The organism is Ralstonia edaphi (assembly GCF_958350185.1).
Taxonomy (GTDB): Bacteria; Pseudomonadota; Gammaproteobacteria; order Burkholderiales; family Burkholderiaceae; genus Ralstonia; species Ralstonia edaphi.
Genome location: NZ_CATWHI010000002.1, coordinates 451,526 through 467,915, shown reverse-complemented (window position 1 = coordinate 467,915; position 16,390 = coordinate 451,526). Strand labels below are relative to the sequence as shown.

The 16,390-nt window shown below is 62.0% G+C and carries 15 protein-coding genes and 1 tRNA gene; 15 read left to right on the top strand and 1 reads right to left on the bottom strand.

Annotated features, from left to right (window positions below; translation table 11 throughout):
• The first annotated feature begins 317 nt into the window (after positions 1-317).
• From R2669_RS07355 to R2669_RS07330, 6 genes are all read left to right on the top strand, one after another.
• Positions 318-2,075, top strand: coding sequence for an acetolactate synthase 3 catalytic subunit (locus tag R2669_RS07355; RefSeq protein ID WP_316873288.1), 1,758 nt, complete (start codon positions 318-320; stop codon positions 2,073-2,075).
• Positions 2,075-2,566 carry an acetolactate synthase small subunit gene (gene ilvN / locus R2669_RS07350; RefSeq protein WP_004630835.1) on the top strand — a complete coding sequence of 164 codons (492 nt, stop codon included), beginning with the start codon at positions 2,075-2,077 and terminating at the stop codon, positions 2,564-2,566. Before R2669_RS07355 ends, ilvN begins: the two co-directional genes overlap by 1 nt.
• 75 nt (positions 2,567-2,641) lie before the next feature.
• A complete protein-coding gene (ilvC, locus tag R2669_RS07345; protein ID WP_147217672.1) occupies positions 2,642-3,658 on the top strand; it encodes a ketol-acid reductoisomerase in 1,017 nt (338 codons plus the stop codon).
• 147 nt (positions 3,659-3,805) lie between these two features.
• The gene (locus R2669_RS07340; RefSeq protein ID WP_147217674.1) at positions 3,806-4,453 is read left to right on the top strand and encodes a phosphatidylserine decarboxylase; all 648 of its coding nucleotides are present in this window, start codon (positions 3,806-3,808) and stop codon (positions 4,451-4,453) included.
• A 13-nt stretch (positions 4,454-4,466) separates the two neighbouring features.
• The gene (pssA, locus tag R2669_RS07335; RefSeq protein ID WP_316899432.1) at positions 4,467-5,339 is read left to right on the top strand and encodes a CDP-diacylglycerol--serine O-phosphatidyltransferase; all 873 of its coding nucleotides are present in this window, start codon (positions 4,467-4,469) and stop codon (positions 5,337-5,339) included.
• Between the two features lie 315 nt (positions 5,340-5,654).
• Entirely contained in the window at positions 5,655-7,196 is a 1,542-nt protein-coding gene (locus R2669_RS07330; RefSeq protein ID WP_147217678.1) for a 2-isopropylmalate synthase, read from the top strand.
• A 243-nt stretch (positions 7,197-7,439) separates the two neighbouring features.
• Here R2669_RS07330 and R2669_RS07325 read toward each other — a convergent pair whose 3' ends face one another.
• Complete coding sequence (locus tag R2669_RS07325; RefSeq protein ID WP_316890104.1) at positions 7,440-7,931, bottom strand: hypothetical protein; 492 nt, start codon at positions 7,929-7,931, stop codon at positions 7,440-7,442.
• Between the two features lie 140 nt (positions 7,932-8,071).
• On the opposite strand from R2669_RS07325, the gene R2669_RS07320 reads away from it, so the two are divergent.
• The 9 genes from R2669_RS07320 (at position 8,072) to R2669_RS07280 (ending at position 16,389) form a co-directional block, all read left to right on the top strand.
• Positions 8,072-9,328, top strand: coding sequence for a branched-chain amino acid ABC transporter substrate-binding protein (locus R2669_RS07320; protein WP_316890102.1), 1,257 nt, complete (start codon positions 8,072-8,074; stop codon positions 9,326-9,328).
• A 160-nt stretch (positions 9,329-9,488) separates the two neighbouring features.
• On the top strand, positions 9,489-9,758 hold the full coding sequence (rpsO, locus tag R2669_RS07315) for a 30S ribosomal protein S15 (RefSeq protein ID WP_004630822.1): 270 nt from the start codon (positions 9,489-9,491) through the stop codon (positions 9,756-9,758).
• 319 nt (positions 9,759-10,077) lie between these two features.
• A complete protein-coding gene (pnp, locus tag R2669_RS07310; RefSeq protein WP_147217680.1) occupies positions 10,078-12,252 on the top strand; it encodes a polyribonucleotide nucleotidyltransferase in 2,175 nt (724 codons plus the stop codon).
• Between the two features lie 101 nt (positions 12,253-12,353).
• A complete protein-coding gene (locus R2669_RS07305; protein ID WP_316899429.1) occupies positions 12,354-13,307 on the top strand; it encodes an HAD family hydrolase in 954 nt (317 codons plus the stop codon).
• A 38-nt stretch (positions 13,308-13,345) separates the two neighbouring features.
• Complete coding sequence (locus tag R2669_RS07300; protein ID WP_316899428.1) at positions 13,346-14,350, top strand: NAD(P)H-quinone oxidoreductase; 1,005 nt, start codon at positions 13,346-13,348, stop codon at positions 14,348-14,350.
• Positions 14,351-14,430: 80 nt separating this feature from the next.
• On the top strand, positions 14,431-15,177 hold the full coding sequence (gene tpiA / locus R2669_RS07295) for a triose-phosphate isomerase (RefSeq protein ID WP_316873294.1): 747 nt from the start codon (positions 14,431-14,433) through the stop codon (positions 15,175-15,177).
• Positions 15,178-15,239: 62 nt separating this feature from the next.
• On the top strand, positions 15,240-15,602 hold the full coding sequence (gene secG / locus R2669_RS07290) for a preprotein translocase subunit SecG (protein WP_147217688.1): 363 nt from the start codon (positions 15,240-15,242) through the stop codon (positions 15,600-15,602).
• Between the two features lie 179 nt (positions 15,603-15,781).
• Positions 15,782-15,866, top strand: a tRNA-Leu gene (locus tag R2669_RS07285).
• 163 nt (positions 15,867-16,029) lie between these two features.
• Positions 16,030-16,389: an NADH-quinone oxidoreductase subunit A gene (locus R2669_RS07280; RefSeq protein WP_004630810.1), complete on the top strand. Its 360-nt coding sequence runs from the start codon at positions 16,030-16,032 to the stop codon at positions 16,387-16,389.
• Position 16,390: the final 1 nt, after the last annotated feature.

Genomic DNA, 16,390 nt, shown 5'->3' with positions numbered 1-16,390 from the left:
TCACATTCTCAAGATGTGATGATCACGCCGCGTGGCGTCAACGGCCTTGGCCGTGAAAAATGTTGCGATGCTAGCAAAAATGCGGCTCTACGGACAGTCCGACTGTCCGGCGGACCGCTTGCTTTGCCGAATCGCGCCGGTGCTGGACCGCTATGCGGCATTGCAGTATCATCCCCGGTTCACAACATCTGTGGTTTGTCTCATCTGGACGCCCATCAGGCGGACCATCCATGCAGACGCGCACCGCTCAAATCCGCGCCACAAGCCCGGTAGAGAGCATCCAAACAATTTTTTGCCGAAAATTGCAAAGGACTGACATGAATATGCCAAGCGCGGAATTTTCCCACGCCAATAGCGGTTCATCTGCCGACATGATGGGGGCCGACATCCTCGTCAATGCGCTCGCGGCAGAGGGCGTCGAGTTCGTCTGGGGTTACCCCGGCGGCGCGGTGCTCTATATCTACGACGCGTTCTACAAGCAAAACAAGATCGAACACATCCTGGTGCGCCATGAACAGGCGGCAGTCCATGCGGCTGACGGTTATGCGCGCGCCACGGGCAAGGTCGGTGTCGCCCTCGTGACGTCCGGCCCGGGCGTGACCAATGCCGTGACTGGCATCGCCACCGCCTACCTGGATTCGATCCCGATGGTGATCATCACCGGTAACGTGCCGACGCACGCCATCGGTCAGGATGCCTTCCAGGAGTGCGACACCGTCGGCATTACCCGCCCGATCGTCAAGCACAACTTCCTGGTCAAGGACGTCCGCAACCTCGCCTCGACCATCAAGAAGGCGTTCTACATCGCCGCAACGGGCCGTCCGGGTCCGGTCGTGGTGGATATCCCCAAGGATGTCTCGCGCGAACTCTGCAAGTACGAGTATCCGAAGACCATCGAGATGCGCTCGTACAGCCCCGTCAACAAGGGCCATTCGGGGCAGATCCGGAAGGCAGTGAGCCTGTTGCTGCAGGCCGAGCGTCCGTACATCTATTCGGGCGGCGGCGTGGTGCTTGCCGAGGCCAGCGAAGAGCTGCGCCAGCTGGCTGCGCTGACGGGCTACCCCGTGACGAACACGCTGATGGGGCTGGGTGCATTCCCGGGCACCAGCAAGCAGTTCGTCGGCATGCTCGGCATGCACGGCACGTACGAAGCCAACATGGCGATGCAGAACTGCGACGTTCTGATTGCCATCGGCGCGCGTTTCGATGACCGCGTGATCGGTAGCCCGGCGCACTTCACCTCGCAGCCGCGCAAGATTATCCACATCGACATCGATCCGTCGTCCATTTCGAAGCGGGTGAAGGTCGACATCCCCATCGTCGGCAACGTCAAGGACGTGCTGCAGGAGATGATCGCCCAGATCCAGTCTGGCGAAGCCAAGCCGAACAAGACGGCGCTGGCCAAGTGGTGGGAACAGATCGAGCAGTGGCGCAGTGTCGACTGCCTGAAGTACGACCGCAATTCCGAGATCATCAAGCCGCAGTACGTGGTTGAGAAGATCTGGGAACTGACCAACGGCGACGCCTTCATCTGCTCCGATGTGGGTCAGCACCAGATGTGGGCCGCGCAGTTCTACAAGTTCAACGAGCCGCGCCGCTGGATCAACTCCGGCGGCCTGGGCACGATGGGCGTGGGCCTGCCGTATGCGATGGGTATCAAGAAGGCATTCCCGGACAAGGAAGTCGTCACCATCACCGGTGAGGGCTCGATCCAGATGTGCATCCAGGAACTGTCGACCTGTCTGCAGTACGACACGCCTGTGAAGATCTGCTCGCTCAACAACGGTTACCTCGGGATGGTGCGCCAGTGGCAGGAAATCGAGTACGACAACCGTTACTCGCATTCCTACATGCAGGCACTGCCCGACTTCGTGAAGCTGGCTGAGTCGTATGGCCACGTCGGCATGCGCGTCGAGAAGACATCCGACGTCGAGCCGGCGCTGCGCGAAGCCTTCCGACTCAAGGATCGCACCGTGTTCCTCGACTTCCAGACCGACCCGACAGAAAACGTCTGGCCGATGGTCCAGGCAGGCAAGGGTATTTCTGAAATGCTGCTCGGCGCGGAGGATCTGTAATGCGCCACATCATTTCCGTCCTGCTGGAAAACGAACCGGGCGCGTTGTCGCGCGTGGTGGGCCTGTTCTCTGCGCGCGGCTACAACATCGAGACGCTGACGGTCGCCCCGACTGAAGACGCCTCGCTGTCGCGCATGACGATCGTCACGACGGGTTCGGACGATATCATCGAGCAGATCACCAAGCACCTGAACCGCCTGGTGGAAGTCGTCAAGGTCGTCGACCTCACCGAAGGTGCGCACATCGAGCGCGAGCTGATGCTCGTCAAGGTGCGCGCGGTCGGCAAGGAACGCGAGGAGATGAAGCGTACAGCGGACATCTTCCGCGGCCGCATCATCGACGTGACCGAGAAGACCTACACGATCGAGCTGACCGGCAACGGCAGCAAGCTCGACGCGTTTCTCGATGCCATCGATCGCACTGCCATTCTCGAGACCGTTCGCACAGGCGGCTCGGGCATCGGCCGCGGCGAGCGCATTCTGAAGGTTTGAACCGGCGCGTGCACCAGCGTGTCACTGTGGCCGGACCCCATCGATATTGAAGTATTTGAAAATTAGGACATCAACATGAAAGTGTTTTACGACAAGGACGCCGACCTCTCCCTGATCAAGGGCAAGAACGTCACCATCGTTGGCTATGGCTCGCAAGGCCACGCCCACGCCCTGAACCTGAACGACTCCGGCGTGAAGGTGACGGTCGGTCTGCGCAAGAACGGCGCGTCGTGGAACAAGGCCGTCAACGCCGGCCTGCAGGTCAAGGAAGTGGCCGAGGCTGTGAAGGAAGCCGACGTCGTCATGATCCTGCTGCCGGATGAGCAGATTGCCGATGTGTACAAGAACGAAGTGCACGGCAACATCAAGCAAGGCGCCGCCCTGGCATTCGCCCACGGTTTCAACGTGCACTACGGTGCCGTGATTCCGCGCGCCGATCTGGACGTCATCATGATCGCCCCGAAGGCGCCGGGTCACACCGTGCGCGGCACGTACACGCAAGGTGGCGGCGTGCCGCACCTGATCGCCGTGCACCAGGACAAGTCGGGCGCCGCACGTGATATCGCTCTGTCGTACGCCACCGCCAACGGAGGCGGCCGTGCCGGCATCATCGAGACGAACTTCCGCGAAGAAACCGAAACCGACCTGTTCGGCGAACAAGCCGTCCTGTGCGGCGGTACCGTTGAACTGATCAAGGCTGGTTTCGAGACGCTGGTGGAAGCCGGTTACGCTCCGGAAATGGCTTACTTCGAGTGCCTGCACGAGCTGAAGCTGATCGTCGACCTGATCTATGAAGGCGGCATCGCCAACATGAACTACTCGATCTCGAACAACGCCGAATACGGCGAGTACGTCACCGGCCCGCGCGTCGTGACGGAGGAGACCAAGAAGGCCATGAAGCAGTGCCTGAAGGACATCCAGACCGGCGAATACGCCAAGAGCTTCCTGCTGGAGTACAAGGCAGGCCAGCCGACGCTGATCTCGCGCCGCCGCCTGACCGAAGAGCACCAGATCGAGCAAGTTGGCGCCAAGCTGCGTGCGATGATGCCGTGGATCGCCAAGAACAAGCTGGTCGACCAGTCGAAGAACTGATCGGACGCGTCTTGTGCGAGAAAGCCAGCCTTCGGGCTGGCTTTTTTTTATGCTGATTCCAGGGCGCCAAACATTGTTTCAAGTGCTGGCGCGGCCCCGTGTCGGCTAGAATGCCGCATTTCCTTCAAGACGCTGTCGAGGTCTGATTTGAACAACACGTATCCGCATCCCATCATCGCCCGCGAGGGTTGGCCGTACCTGGGCGGGATCTTCATCGTCACGCTCATTGTGCAGGCTGCCGCCGGCTTCGGCTGGGCCTGGCCGTTCTGGGTGCTGACGCTGTTTGTCCTGCAGTTTTTCCGCGATCCGGCGCGCGCCGTGCCAACGCAGGCCAATGCGATTCTTTCGCCGGCCGATGGCCGCATCGTCGCAGTCGAGCAGGTGCGGGACCCGTATGCCGATCGCGACTCGCTGAAGATCAGCGTGTTCATGAATGTGTTCAACGTGCACTCGAACCGGGCGCCGGTCGACGGCACCGTGCAGCACGTGCAGTACTTCCCGGGCAAGTTCGTCAATGCGGACCTGGACAAGGCGTCGCTCGAAAACGAACGCAACGCCATCGTGCTGCGCCGAGCTGATGGCCAGCTCGTCACTTCGGTGCAGGTGGCTGGACTGATCGCGCGGCGCATCCTTTGCTATACCAAGGCAGGGGAAGCACTCACGCGTGGCCAGCGCTACGGCTTCATCCGCTTTGGCTCGCGCGTTGACGTATACCTGCCGCTGACGGCGCGCCCACGCGTGACCATCGGCGAGAAGGTGTCCGCCACGCTGACGGTGCTTGCTGAGCTGGACTGATCCGGAGGCCGCCATGCCCGCGTTCAACCGACGCAAGAAGCGTTTCACCGCCGGCAATGTGACGCATCTGCGTCCGCTGCGGCACAACCAACCGAGGTCGGATGACGACGATCTTGAGATCGTGCGTCCGCGCCGCCGCGGGATCTATCTGCTGCCCAACGCGTTCACCACGGCCGCGCTGTTCGCCGGCTTCTTCGCCATCGTGCAGGCGATGAACCTGAACTTCGAGACGGCTGCCATCGCCATCTTCGCGGCGATGGTCCTCGATGGCATGGACGGCCGCGTCGCCCGGATCACGAATACGCAAAGCGCGTTCGGCGAGCAGTACGACTCGTTGTCGGACATGGTGTCGTTTGGCGTGGCGCCCGCATTGGTCATGTACGAATGGATCTTGCGCGACCTGGGCAAGTGGGGCTGGCTCGCGGCGTTCGTGTATTGCGCTGGCGCTGCACTGCGTCTGGCGCGTTTCAACACGAACATCGGGTCGGTCGACAAGCGCTTCTTCCAGGGCATGCCGAGCCCAGCCGCCGCCGCACTCATCGCGGGATTTGTCTGGCTGGCGATCGACAACAAGCTGCCCGTCAAGGAACTGTGGATGCCGTGGGTGGCCTTCGGGCTGACGCTGTACGCAGGGCTGTCGATGGTGTCCAACGCGCCGTTCTACAGCGGTAAGGCGCTGGATGTTCGCCACCGCGTACCGTTCGGCGTGATGGTGCTCGTGCTTGTGCTGTTCGTCGTGATATCGAGCGATCCGCCGGTCGCGCTGTTCGGCCTCTTCGTTGGTTACGCCGTGTCGGGTTACCTGCTGTGGGGCTGGCGCGCCCTGCATGGGCAACAAGGCAGCCCCCGGTTGCCGAAACAGGCTTCCGACGACACGCATGAGTGATTCATGGGCTTCATCAGTGTGCGCTTGCGTCAATTTTTGAATTCGTCTATATTCGTCCGCATGCTTTCGCGCCCGATTTCCATTCTGATTACGCTAGTCTCGATTGATGGCCTACTAGGTCGTCAGGTCGGGACACGCGCATAGGAAATCGCAAGACAAGGCAAGCAGAAACCGCCAAGTTTTCGCGAACCAGAATTCACAGCGCCCCGGCCTGCAACCATGCACGCCGGGGCGTTTTGCATTCTGCGCCGCAAGAAACCATCTAAGACACCACTAAGACCGACGCCAAAAACGTCACCCCACCAAGGAGCCGCCATGAGCGACAAACTCATCATTTTCGATACCACCTTGCGCGACGGCGAGCAGTCCCCTGGGGCATCGATGACCAAGGAAGAGAAGATCCGCATCGCCAAGCAGCTCGAGCGGCTCAAGGTGGACGTGATCGAAGCCGGCTTCGCGGCCAGCTCCAATGGTGACTTTGAAGCGATCCGCGCGATTGCACAGTCGGTCAAGGATTCGCGGATTTGCTCGCTGGCCCGTGCGAACGACCGCGATATCTCGCGCGCTGCCGAAGCACTCAAGCCGGCAGGGCAGTTCCGCATCCACACGTTCATCGCTACTTCGGCGCTTCACATGGAGAAGAAGCTGCGCATGTCGCCGGATCAGGTGTACGAGCAGGCGCGTCTTGCCGTGCGCTTCGCGCGCCAGTTCACCGACGACATCGAGTTCTCGCCGGAAGATGGCAGCCGCTCGGACATGGATTTCCTCTGCCGCGTGCTGGAAGGCGTGATTGCTGAGGGCGCGACGACCATCAACCTGCCGGATACGGTGGGCTATGCGGTGCCAGAAGGCTACGCCGCGCTGATCCGCTCGGTGCGTGAGCGCATTCCTAATTCCGATAAGGCGATCTGGTCAGTGCATTGCCATGACGATCTGGGCATGGCTGTTGCCAACTCGCTGACCGCTGTCCAGTTGGGCGGCGCGCGCCAGATCGAATGCACGATCAACGGCCTGGGCGAGCGCGCCGGGAACACCAGCCTCGAAGAGGTGGTGATGGCCGTGAAGACCCGTCGCGACTATTTCAATCTCGACGTGGGTGTCGATACCACGCAGATCGTGCCGGCCTCCAAGCTTGTCTCGCAGATCACCGGTTTCGTCGTGCAGCCGAACAAGGCCGTCGTCGGCGCCAATGCTTTCGCGCATGCTTCGGGCATCCACCAGGACGGCGTGCTGAAGGCGCGCGACACGTACGAAATCATGCGGGCCGAAGACGTGGGCTGGACGGCCAACAAGATCGTCCTGGGCAAACTCTCGGGCCGCAACGCGTTCAAGCAGCGTCTGCAGGAACTGGGCATCGAGCTGGATTCGGAAGCCGAGCTGAACGCCGCTTTCACCCGCTTCAAGGAGCTGGCCGACCAGAAGGCCGAGATCTTCGACGAAGACATCGTCGCCATCGTTTCCAACGAAGCGCAGCACAGCGAGGGCGAGCACTTCCGTTTCGTGTCGCTTGCCCAGCGTTCGGAAACCGGCGAGCGTCCGCACGCGCGCATCGTTTTCGTGGCAGACGGCCAGGAAGTGACGGGCGAAGCGGAGGGCAACGGCCCGGTCGACGCCACGCTGAATGCGATCGAGAGCAAGGTCGCCAGCGGCGCAGAGCAGCTGCTCTATTCGGTCAACGCGATCACGACGGGCACGCAGGCGCAAGGCGAAGTGACGGTGCGGCTGTCCAAGTCGGGACGCATCGTCAACGGTGTGGGTACTGATCCGGACATCGTTGCGGCGTCGGCCAAGGCTTACCTTGCCGCGCTGAACAAGCTCCAGGACAAGAGCAGCGAAAAACTCAACCCGCAGATCTGATCGCGGGTTCATCAACACACGCAGGAGTCAGCCCAGACCCCAACACGATCACCACTGAGCGCGCACCCGGTTATCCACCGGAACGCGAAGCGGGTGCGGCGGCACCGGACACGTCAGGAGCGTGCACCATGCCGGCCGTCTTTGAGAGCGATGTCCGTGCGATCCACGACATGGCCGACCTGAACGTCCACGCCAGGCGATGCGCCTCGCGTGGATGTTGCCGTTCTGGCGTTTGACGCTGGCTCAGCGGCTTGAATCGTGATCGTGGTCGTACATCGGGTCGGGGCTGACCTGCGTAAGCCGCACGATGCCGTCGCGGTCGAAATAGAAGTGCATCAGCGAAGGCCATACGCCTTCATGCTTGAAACGGTAGGACCAAACCTGCCGATCCATCAGCCGGAAATACGCGGTTTCTTCCGGCTTGCCGAACGTCTGCAGCACATCGTTTTGCGTCGCCGTACCGACGCGGACCTGTGCAAAATCCATTGTGGTCAGAATCTGCCGGAACGAGATGAGCTTGCCGCTCGCATCGAAATCAGCGGCATAAGTGAATTGCCCATACGGTTGCGTCGGGTATAGCCATCGCGTGCCGCCGTTGGCACGCGGATACCGCTCGGGCGGTTTGCCAAAGCGTGCTTCCACGGCTGAGGCGGGTTGGCCAATCAGTGCTTCGCCCGTTGGTACGGGGGCCAATGCGGTACACGCGCTTGCCGACGCCAGCGCTACCGCGAGCAGGGCCGCGCACTGCCATGTCGATCGGATGTTCACAGTCGGTCCTCCGGATGCCTTCAGTGTAGGCGGGCGTGTGAGTTGCGCTGGCTTGTGCCGACATGCAGCGGCGCTTTACCATCCGCGCTTCACGGAGATTTGCCATGATGTTTCGTTGGTTTGTGGCCGCGCTGGCGGCCGTGGGGTTGTGTGGGTCAGCAGGTGCCCAGCCCGAAGCCGCGCCGATCCGGCTGGCGCTGATCGAAGGACTTTCAGGCCCGTTTGCCAACGCGGGCGAGGCGGTGGATCGCAATCTGCGCATGGCGATTGAAGGCGTGAATGCGCGCGGCGGTGTGAAGCTGCCCGATGGGCGTCATCCGCTTGCACTCGTGCGTTTCGATAGCAAGAACACCGTCGATGAGTCGTTGCTGCAGTTGCAGGCGGCTACGGATGCGGGCATCCGCTTCGTCCTCCAAGGCAACAGCTCGGCGGCAGCGGCGGCGTTGTCGGCGTCGATTTCGCGTTACAACGACCGCCATCCGGACGCGCGAGTGCTCTTCCTGAACTACGCCGCCGTCGATCCTGCATTGACCAACGAGGCATGCAGCTTCTGGCATTTTCGCTTCGACGCATCCGCAGACATGCGCATGCAGGCGCTGACCGAGGTGATCCGCGCCGACAAGGCGATCAAGAGGGTCTACCTGATCGGGCAGGACTACACATTCGGCCGCCAGGTGGCGCAATTGGCGCGCCAGCAGTTGAGCGAAAAGCGGCCAGACATCGCGATCGTTGGCGAGGTGCTGCACCCCATCGGCAAGGTCAAGGATTTTGCACCGTACGTGGCGCGCATTGCCGCGTCGGGTGCGGATACGGTCATCACCGGAAACTGGGGTAACGATCTGACACTGCTCGTCAAGGCGGCTCGGGATGCGGGGCTCAAGGCGCGCTTCTTTACGTTCTACGGCAATTCGCTGGGCGCGCCCGGGGCGATGGGGGAGGCGGGCGTTGGCCGCGTGGTGGCGGTGGCGGAGTGGCACCCAAATCTGGGTGGCGCCAAGTCCGATGCGTTCTACAAGGCATTCCGCGCGCGTTATCCGGCCCCCGCCGACGATTACCCGCTGCTGCGCGACCAGATGATGGTCGACATGCTCGCCGCTGCCATCGAGCGGGCCGGGACCACCGAAGCTGCGGCCGTGGCGCGTGCGCTGGAAGGCGCATCGCTCGACACTGGTTTCCACCGCATCACGCTGCGGGCCCAGGATCACCAGGCCATTCAGCCCCTTGTCGTCACGCAGATGGAGCGGGCAGGCACGCCCGGTGCGGCCTTCGATATCGAGGGCTCCGGCTTCGGCTTTCGCACGCTGAAAGTGATTCCAGAATCGCAAACGACTTTGTCGGCCGGCTGCAAAATGGTTCGCCACTGAGTCGGACGACACAGATCTGTCGTCAGAGTCGGGTTCTACGCTATAATCGCGGTCTTGCTGTCCAGACCTGTCTCGGGCTGTGCGGCAAGATCATTTTTCAACACGGCACCAACGGCGGCTATTCAGGCGCTGCAGTGTCCGCAAGTCAAAGGAATCAAAAATGTCCGTCGCTGACATCAACAAGCAAGACATCGTCAAAGATAACGGCCGCAGCGCCAACGACACGGGCAGCCCGGAAGTGCAAGTTGCACTGCTGACCGCTCGCATCAACGAACTGCAGCCGCACTTCAAGGCGCACATGAAGGATCACCACAGCCGTCGCGGCCTGCTCCGCATGGTGAGCCGTCGTCGCCGTCTGCTGGACTACCTCAAGAGCAAGGACGCTGACCGTTACACCGCCCTGGTTGCGAAGCTGGGTCTGCGTAAGTAATGGTGGGTATCACGCACTGCGCGTGATGAAAAGTGCCTGCGTCAGCGTGCTGATGCAGGCATTTTGTTTTTGGCGGCCGCGTTTGTGGCCGCACCGGGCAACCGGTAAGTGATGGCGGCCAGCCAGTTCAAGATGAAGCGGCTGCCATGGGACCGGGGGCGGCAGGAAGCAGGGCCTTGTGTCATTCCAGCGCAGCATTGATGCCAGCGCTGCGCTGGAATGGCATAAAACACACCTCTGCAACCGCACCGTCCTACGGAACGTGTTTGTCGCGGTGAGGCGCAATGAAGCGCGCCGCGAATACCGAACAGGAGATGCTATGACCATGTTCAATAAGGTCGTCAAAGAATTCCAATGGGGCGGCCATAAGGTCCGCATGGAGACGGGTGAGATCGCCCGTCAGGCGAGCGGCGCTGTGCTGCTCGACATGGACGACACCGTCGTGCTCGCCACCGTGGTGGGCGCCAAGAACCCGAAGCCGGGCCAGGACTTCTTCCCGCTGACCGTCGATTACCTCGAGAAGACCTACGCCGCCGGCAAGATCCCGGGTGGCTTCTTCAAGCGCGAAGGCCGTCCGTCGGAAAACGAAACGCTGACCTCGCGTCTGATCGATCGTCCGCTGCGTCCGCTGTTCCCCGAAGGCTTCTACAACGAAGTCCAAGTCGTGATCCACGTGCTGTCGATGAACCCGGAAGTGCCGGCTGACATTCCGGCGCTGGTGGCGGCTTCGGCTGCGCTGGCTGTGTCGGGCCTGCCGTTCAACGGCCCAGTGGGCGCTGCCCGCGTGGGTTACAAGGATGGCCAATACCTGCTGAACCCGAATCGTGCCCAACTCGCGCATTCGGAGTTGGACCTGGTTGTGGCCGGTACCGAGCGTGCCGTGCTGATGGTCGAATCGGAAGCGCAGCAGCTGTCGGAAGAGGTCATGCTGGGCGCCGTGGTGTACGGCCACGAGCAGATGCAGATCGCCATCAACGCGATCCACGAGCTGGTGCGCGACGGCGGTAAGCCCGAGTGGGATTGGCAAGCCGCTCCGAAGAACGAAGCGCTGGTCGCCAAGGTGTCCGAACTGGGCCTGGCCGATCTGCAAGCCGCTTACCAACTGCGCCAGAAGTCGGCTCGCAGCCAGAAGCTGAAGGAAGTCTACAAGTCGGTTGCGGCCAAGCTGGCCGAAGCCGGTGTGGAAGCCGACGGCGTGGAAGTCGACAACATCCTGTTCGAACTCGAATCGAAGATCGTGCGCGGTCAGATCCTGAACGGCGAACCGCGTATCGACGGCCGCGACACCCGCACGGTGCGCCCGATCGAGATCCGTTCGTCGGTGCTGCCGCGTGCGCACGGCTCGGCCCTGTTCACGCGCGGTGAAACGCAAGCGCTGGTGGTGGCCACGCTCGGCACCAAGAGCGACGAGCAGATCATCGACGCGCTGCAAGGCGAATACCGTGATCGCTTCATGCTCCACTACAACATGCCGCCGTTCGCCACGGGCGAAACCGGTCGCGTGGGCAGCCCGAAGCGCCGCGAAGTCGGCCACGGTCGTCTGGCCAAGCGCGCGCTGATCCCGGTGCTGCCGAAGGACGACGAATTCGCTTACACGATCCGTCTGGTGTCGGAAATCACCGAGTCGAACGGCTCGTCGTCGATGGCTTCGGTGTGCGGCGGTTCGCTGGCACTGATGGATGCTGGCGTGCCCCTCAAGGCGCACGTGGCCGGCGTGGCCATGGGCCTGATCCTGGAAGACAACAAGTTCGCCGTGCTGACCGACATCCTGGGTGACGAAGATCACCTGGGCGACATGGACTTCAAGGTCGCGGGTACCGACGCTGGTATCACCGCACTGCAGATGGACATCAAGGTGCAGGGCATCACCAAGGAAATCATGCAGGTGGCGCTGGCGCAAGCCAAGGAAGGCCGTCTGCACATCCTGGGCAAGATGCAGGCTGCCATGGGCGGCGCTCGCACCGAGCTGTCGGAGCACGCTCCGCGCATGATCACCGTCAAGATCAATCCGGAGAAGATCCGCGACGTGATCGGCAAGGGCGGTTCGACCATCCAGGCGCTGACGAAGGAAACCGGCTGCACGATCGACATCCAGGAAGACGGCACGATCACCATCGCGTCGACTTCGTCGGAAGGCATGGCAGAAGCCAAGCGCCGCATCGAAGGCATCACGGCCGAAGCCGAAGTGGGCAAGATCTACAACGGCACGGTTCTGAAGCTGCTGGACTTCGGCGCGATCGTGAACATCCTGCCGGGCAAGGACGGTCTGCTGCACATCTCGGAAATCGCCAACGAGCGCGTGAACCAGGTTTCCGACTATGTGAAGGAAGGCCAGGCCGTGCGCGTGAAACTGCTGAGCACTGACGAGAAGGGTCGCATGCGTCTGTCGATCAAGGCTGCCAAGGCTGAAGAAGGCGACGTGCCTGCCGCTGCACCGCAAGCCCCGGGTGCTGGCGACGCTGCCTCGCAACAACAGCAGCAACAACAGCAGTAAGCGAGCGGTTTTCGCCAAGAAAAACGGCTGGACGATGTCCAGCCGTTTTTTTGTTTACACTGCGTCGCGAGTTCCCTCCCGTTGTCTCTTCGCGCCCCATCATGAGCCGCCTGTTCGAGCAAAACCGCATCGCCATCGTCTGGGATTTCGACAAGACGCTGATTCCGCGCTACATGCAAGTGCCGTTGTTCGACCGTTTCAATATCGCCGAGCAGGGTTTCTGGGACGAAGTGGCCGCGGGCGCGCGCGAAATCGAATCGCGCGGCCAGAAGGTCAACCAGGAGACGTTCTACCTCAACGTGCTGCTGCGCCATGTGCGCGACGGACGCATGGGGGGCCTCGACAACGCCACGCTGCGCGAGCTGGGCGCTGAACTCGAATTCTTTCCCGGCGTGACCGAGTTCTTCGAGCGCAGCAAGGCGTGGGTGCGCGACAACGCGGCCTACCAGGCGTTCGACATCAAGCTCGAGCACTACATTGTCAGCACCGGCCTGACGGAGATGATCAAGGGTTCGCCCATCGCCCCATACATCGACGGGGTATGGGGCTGCGAATTCCTGGAGGCGCCCGATTCGAACGCAAATGGCAGGCCGGTCATCTCGGAAGTCATCTACGCCATCGACAACACCACCAAGACGCGGGCGCTGTTCGAGATCAACAAGGGCGTCAACAAGCACCCGGAAGCGGTGAGCGTGAACTCGTCGATCGCCGAGGACGAGCGCCGCGTGCCCTTCGCCAACATGATTTACGTGGCTGACGGGCCGAGCGATATTCCGGCGTTTTCGGTGGCCCGCAAGGGCGGCGGCCGGACGTATGCGGTCTACAACCCCGAGAGCCCTCGCTCATTCGAACAGGCCGACAATTTGCGTGCGGATGATCGCGTCGACATGCTCGGCCCGGCCGACTATCGCGCTGGCTCGCCGACGGAGATGTGGCTCAAATTGCATATCGGCAAGATTGCCGACGGCATCGTCCACGGCAAACAAGAAATCATGCGCGAGACCACGCGTGGCATTCCGCAGCACTTTGTCGAGCCCAAGCGCAGCGTCTCGTAACTCAAGCACAGCGTCTCTACCTCATTGATCCGATTCCCATGAAAGCGATTGAAATCACGCAATACGGTGGTCCCGAAGTGTTGCAGCTTGGTGAGCGCCCGATGCCGGAAGCCAAGGCCGGCGACGTGCTGATCCGCGTTCGTGCGGCGGGCGTGAACCGGCCGGATGTGTTCCAGCGCACGGGCAACTATCCGGTGCCGCCCGGTGCTTCGGATATTCCGGGGCTCGAAGTTGCAGGAGAGATCGTCGGTGGTGATCTGGCGCACGCCGACAATCGCTACGGCTTGAAGGTGGGCGATCGCGTCTGCGCGCTGGTGCAAGGCGGCGGCTATGCAGAGTTCTGCACGGCGCCGCTGGGCCAAGTGCTCCCGGTGCCGGCCGGCTTGTCCGATGTCGAGGCCGCTGCATTGCCCGAGAACTACTTCACCGTGTGGTCAAACGTATTCGACCGCGGCTTGCTGGGGCGGGGTGCGCACGGCGCCGATGAAACGCTGCTCGTGCAGGGCGGCTCCAGCGGCATCGGCACGACGGCGATTCAGATCGCCTCCGCATTGGGTCACCGGGTGTTTGCCACCGCCGGTAGCGCCGACAAGTGTGACGCCTGCGTCGAACTCGGCGCCACGCGCGCCATCAATTACAAGACCGAAGATTTCGCCGAAATCGTCAAGGCCGAGACTGGGCGCGGCGTCGACGTGGTGCTCGACATGGTCGGCGGCAGCTATGTCGCGCGCGAAATCGCCTGCACCGCCGACGACGGTCGCATCGTATTGATTGCGTTGCTGGGCGGCGCCAAGGCCGAGGTGCCGCTTGGCGACATCCTGCGGCGGCGCATCACGCTGACGGGCTCGACGCTGCGGCCGCGCCCCGTGGCATTCAAGGCGGCCATCGCCGCCAATCTGTATGAAACGGTCTGGCCGTTGCTGTCGTCAGGGCGCATCAAGCCGGTCGTGCACGAGGTCATGCCGGCCGCGCAGGCGGCGCAGGCGCATGCCTTGATGGAATCGAGTGCCCATATCGGCAAGATCATGTTGGTTTGGGATTGACATCCAGGATGCCGAAATTGACCCTGTTTTTACCGCCACGGTAGAATGCCGGGTTTATTTGACAGTCGACCGGGCAAAACGTGAACGCAAGACCGAAGCTGGTGGTGGGCAACTGGAAGCTGCATGGCAGCCTGAGCGCGAACGCTGCGCTGCTTGACCAAATCAAGGCGGCAGGCAAAACCAACGCCACACTGGCTGTGTGTGCGCCGTTTCCGTACCTGGCTCAGTGCCAGTCCTTGCTCGCCGGTTCCGCAGTGGGCTGGGGGGCGCAGGACGTATCGGCTGAAACGCGGGGTGCCTTCACAGGCGAAGTCGCCGCATCGATGCTGTCGGAATTTGGCTGCGGCTACGTGATCGTCGGTCACTCCGAGCGTCGCTCGTACCACGGCGAAACCGACGCGCAAGTGGCGACCAAGGCGCTGCGTGCGCTCGAACACGGCATCACTCCGATCGTCTGTGTGGGCGAAACGCTCGCGCAGCGCGAGGCTGGCGAGACGGAGCAGGTGGTCGCCAGCCAGCTGGACGCGGTGCTGGAAGCGCTGTCGGTCGAACAGCTCGGCCGTATCGTCGTGGCGTACGAGCCGGTTTGGGCCATCGGCACGGGCAAGACCGCAACGAGCGAGCAGGCGCAGGCTGTGCACGCGTTCCTGCGCGCACGTGTTGCTGCCCGCGACGCTGGCGTGGCGCAGCGCATGGCGATTCTGTATGGCGGCAGCGTCAAGCCGGACAATGCTGGCGAGTTGTTTGCAATGGCGGACATCGATGGCGGCCTGATCGGCGGCGCATCGCTGAAGGCAGAAGATTTTCTGGCGATCGGTCGCGCATAAACGACGGATCGGGTCGCCATGTCTTCCATGTGCGACTGCAACATATTATTGAGAGAAACGAAATGGCGATTCTGAAAACTCTGCTGCTGGTTGCGCAAATTCTGAGCGCGCTCGGCGTGATCGGCCTGGTGCTGCTGCAACATGGCAAGGGCGCGGATGTTGGGGCGGCGTTTGGATCCGGCGCCTCAGGCAGCTTGTTTGGCGCGACGGGGTCGGCCAACTTCCTGTCGCGTACGACGGCCGTCCTGGCTACGGTCTTCTTCATTGCCACGCTGGCGTTGACGTTGATCGGCACCAGCAAGGGCAGCGTGTCGGCAGGTGTGATGGGTTCGGTGGCGCCTGTTACGTCCACGGCGTCAGCCCCTGCGGCTTCGGCTCCTGCCGCTGCGTCGGGTGCGGCTTCCGCGCCCGCTGTTCCGAAGTAATTTGATGTAACGATGGCGGCGCGCCGTTGAGGTTTTCCGGCGTGTCGCGATACATAAGATTTTTGTTTGTGCATTGAACAAAAGCGTTGCTTTGCGGTAGAATGCAAGGCTTGGAACAATACGGGAAACGGCAAGGGCGTTAAGTCTCAACCGGCTTCCTGATAGAGTTTCTTCCCCCAGCCGACGTGGTGAAATTGGTAGACACGCTATCTTGAGGGGGTAGTGGCGAAAGCTGTGCGAGTTCGAGTCTCGCCGTCGGCACCAATCAAACTCGGGGTCTGTTCAACGGGATGTTCCGCGCAGGCCCCTCCGCAAGACGACGCGCTGTCGAGGCGTCGTAAGGCTGCGGACCCGGCGCCTTCGATGGGGCGACAAGGCGCCGCCTGCGGGCAGTGCTGTTGCAACCATTCAAAAAGGCGGGCGTCCCTTGAACCTCGAAGCCTATTTCCCCGTACTGTTGTTCATCGTTGTCGGCGTGGGCCTTGGCCTTGCTCTGATGACCATCGGCCGAGTCCTCGGTCCGAACAATCCCGATCCTGACAAGCTCTCGCCGTACGAGTGCGGCTTCGAAGCATTCGAAGACGCGCGCATGAAGTTCGACGTGCGCTATTACCTCATCGCCATCCTGTTCATCCTGTTCGATCTGGAGACCGCGTTCCTTTTCCCTTGGGGCGTGGCGCTGCGCGAGATCGGCTGGCCGGGGTTCTTCGCGATGGGCGTGTTTCTTCTCGAGTTTCTCGTGGGCTTCGTCTACATCTGGAAAAAAGGCGCGCTCGATTGGGAGTGAT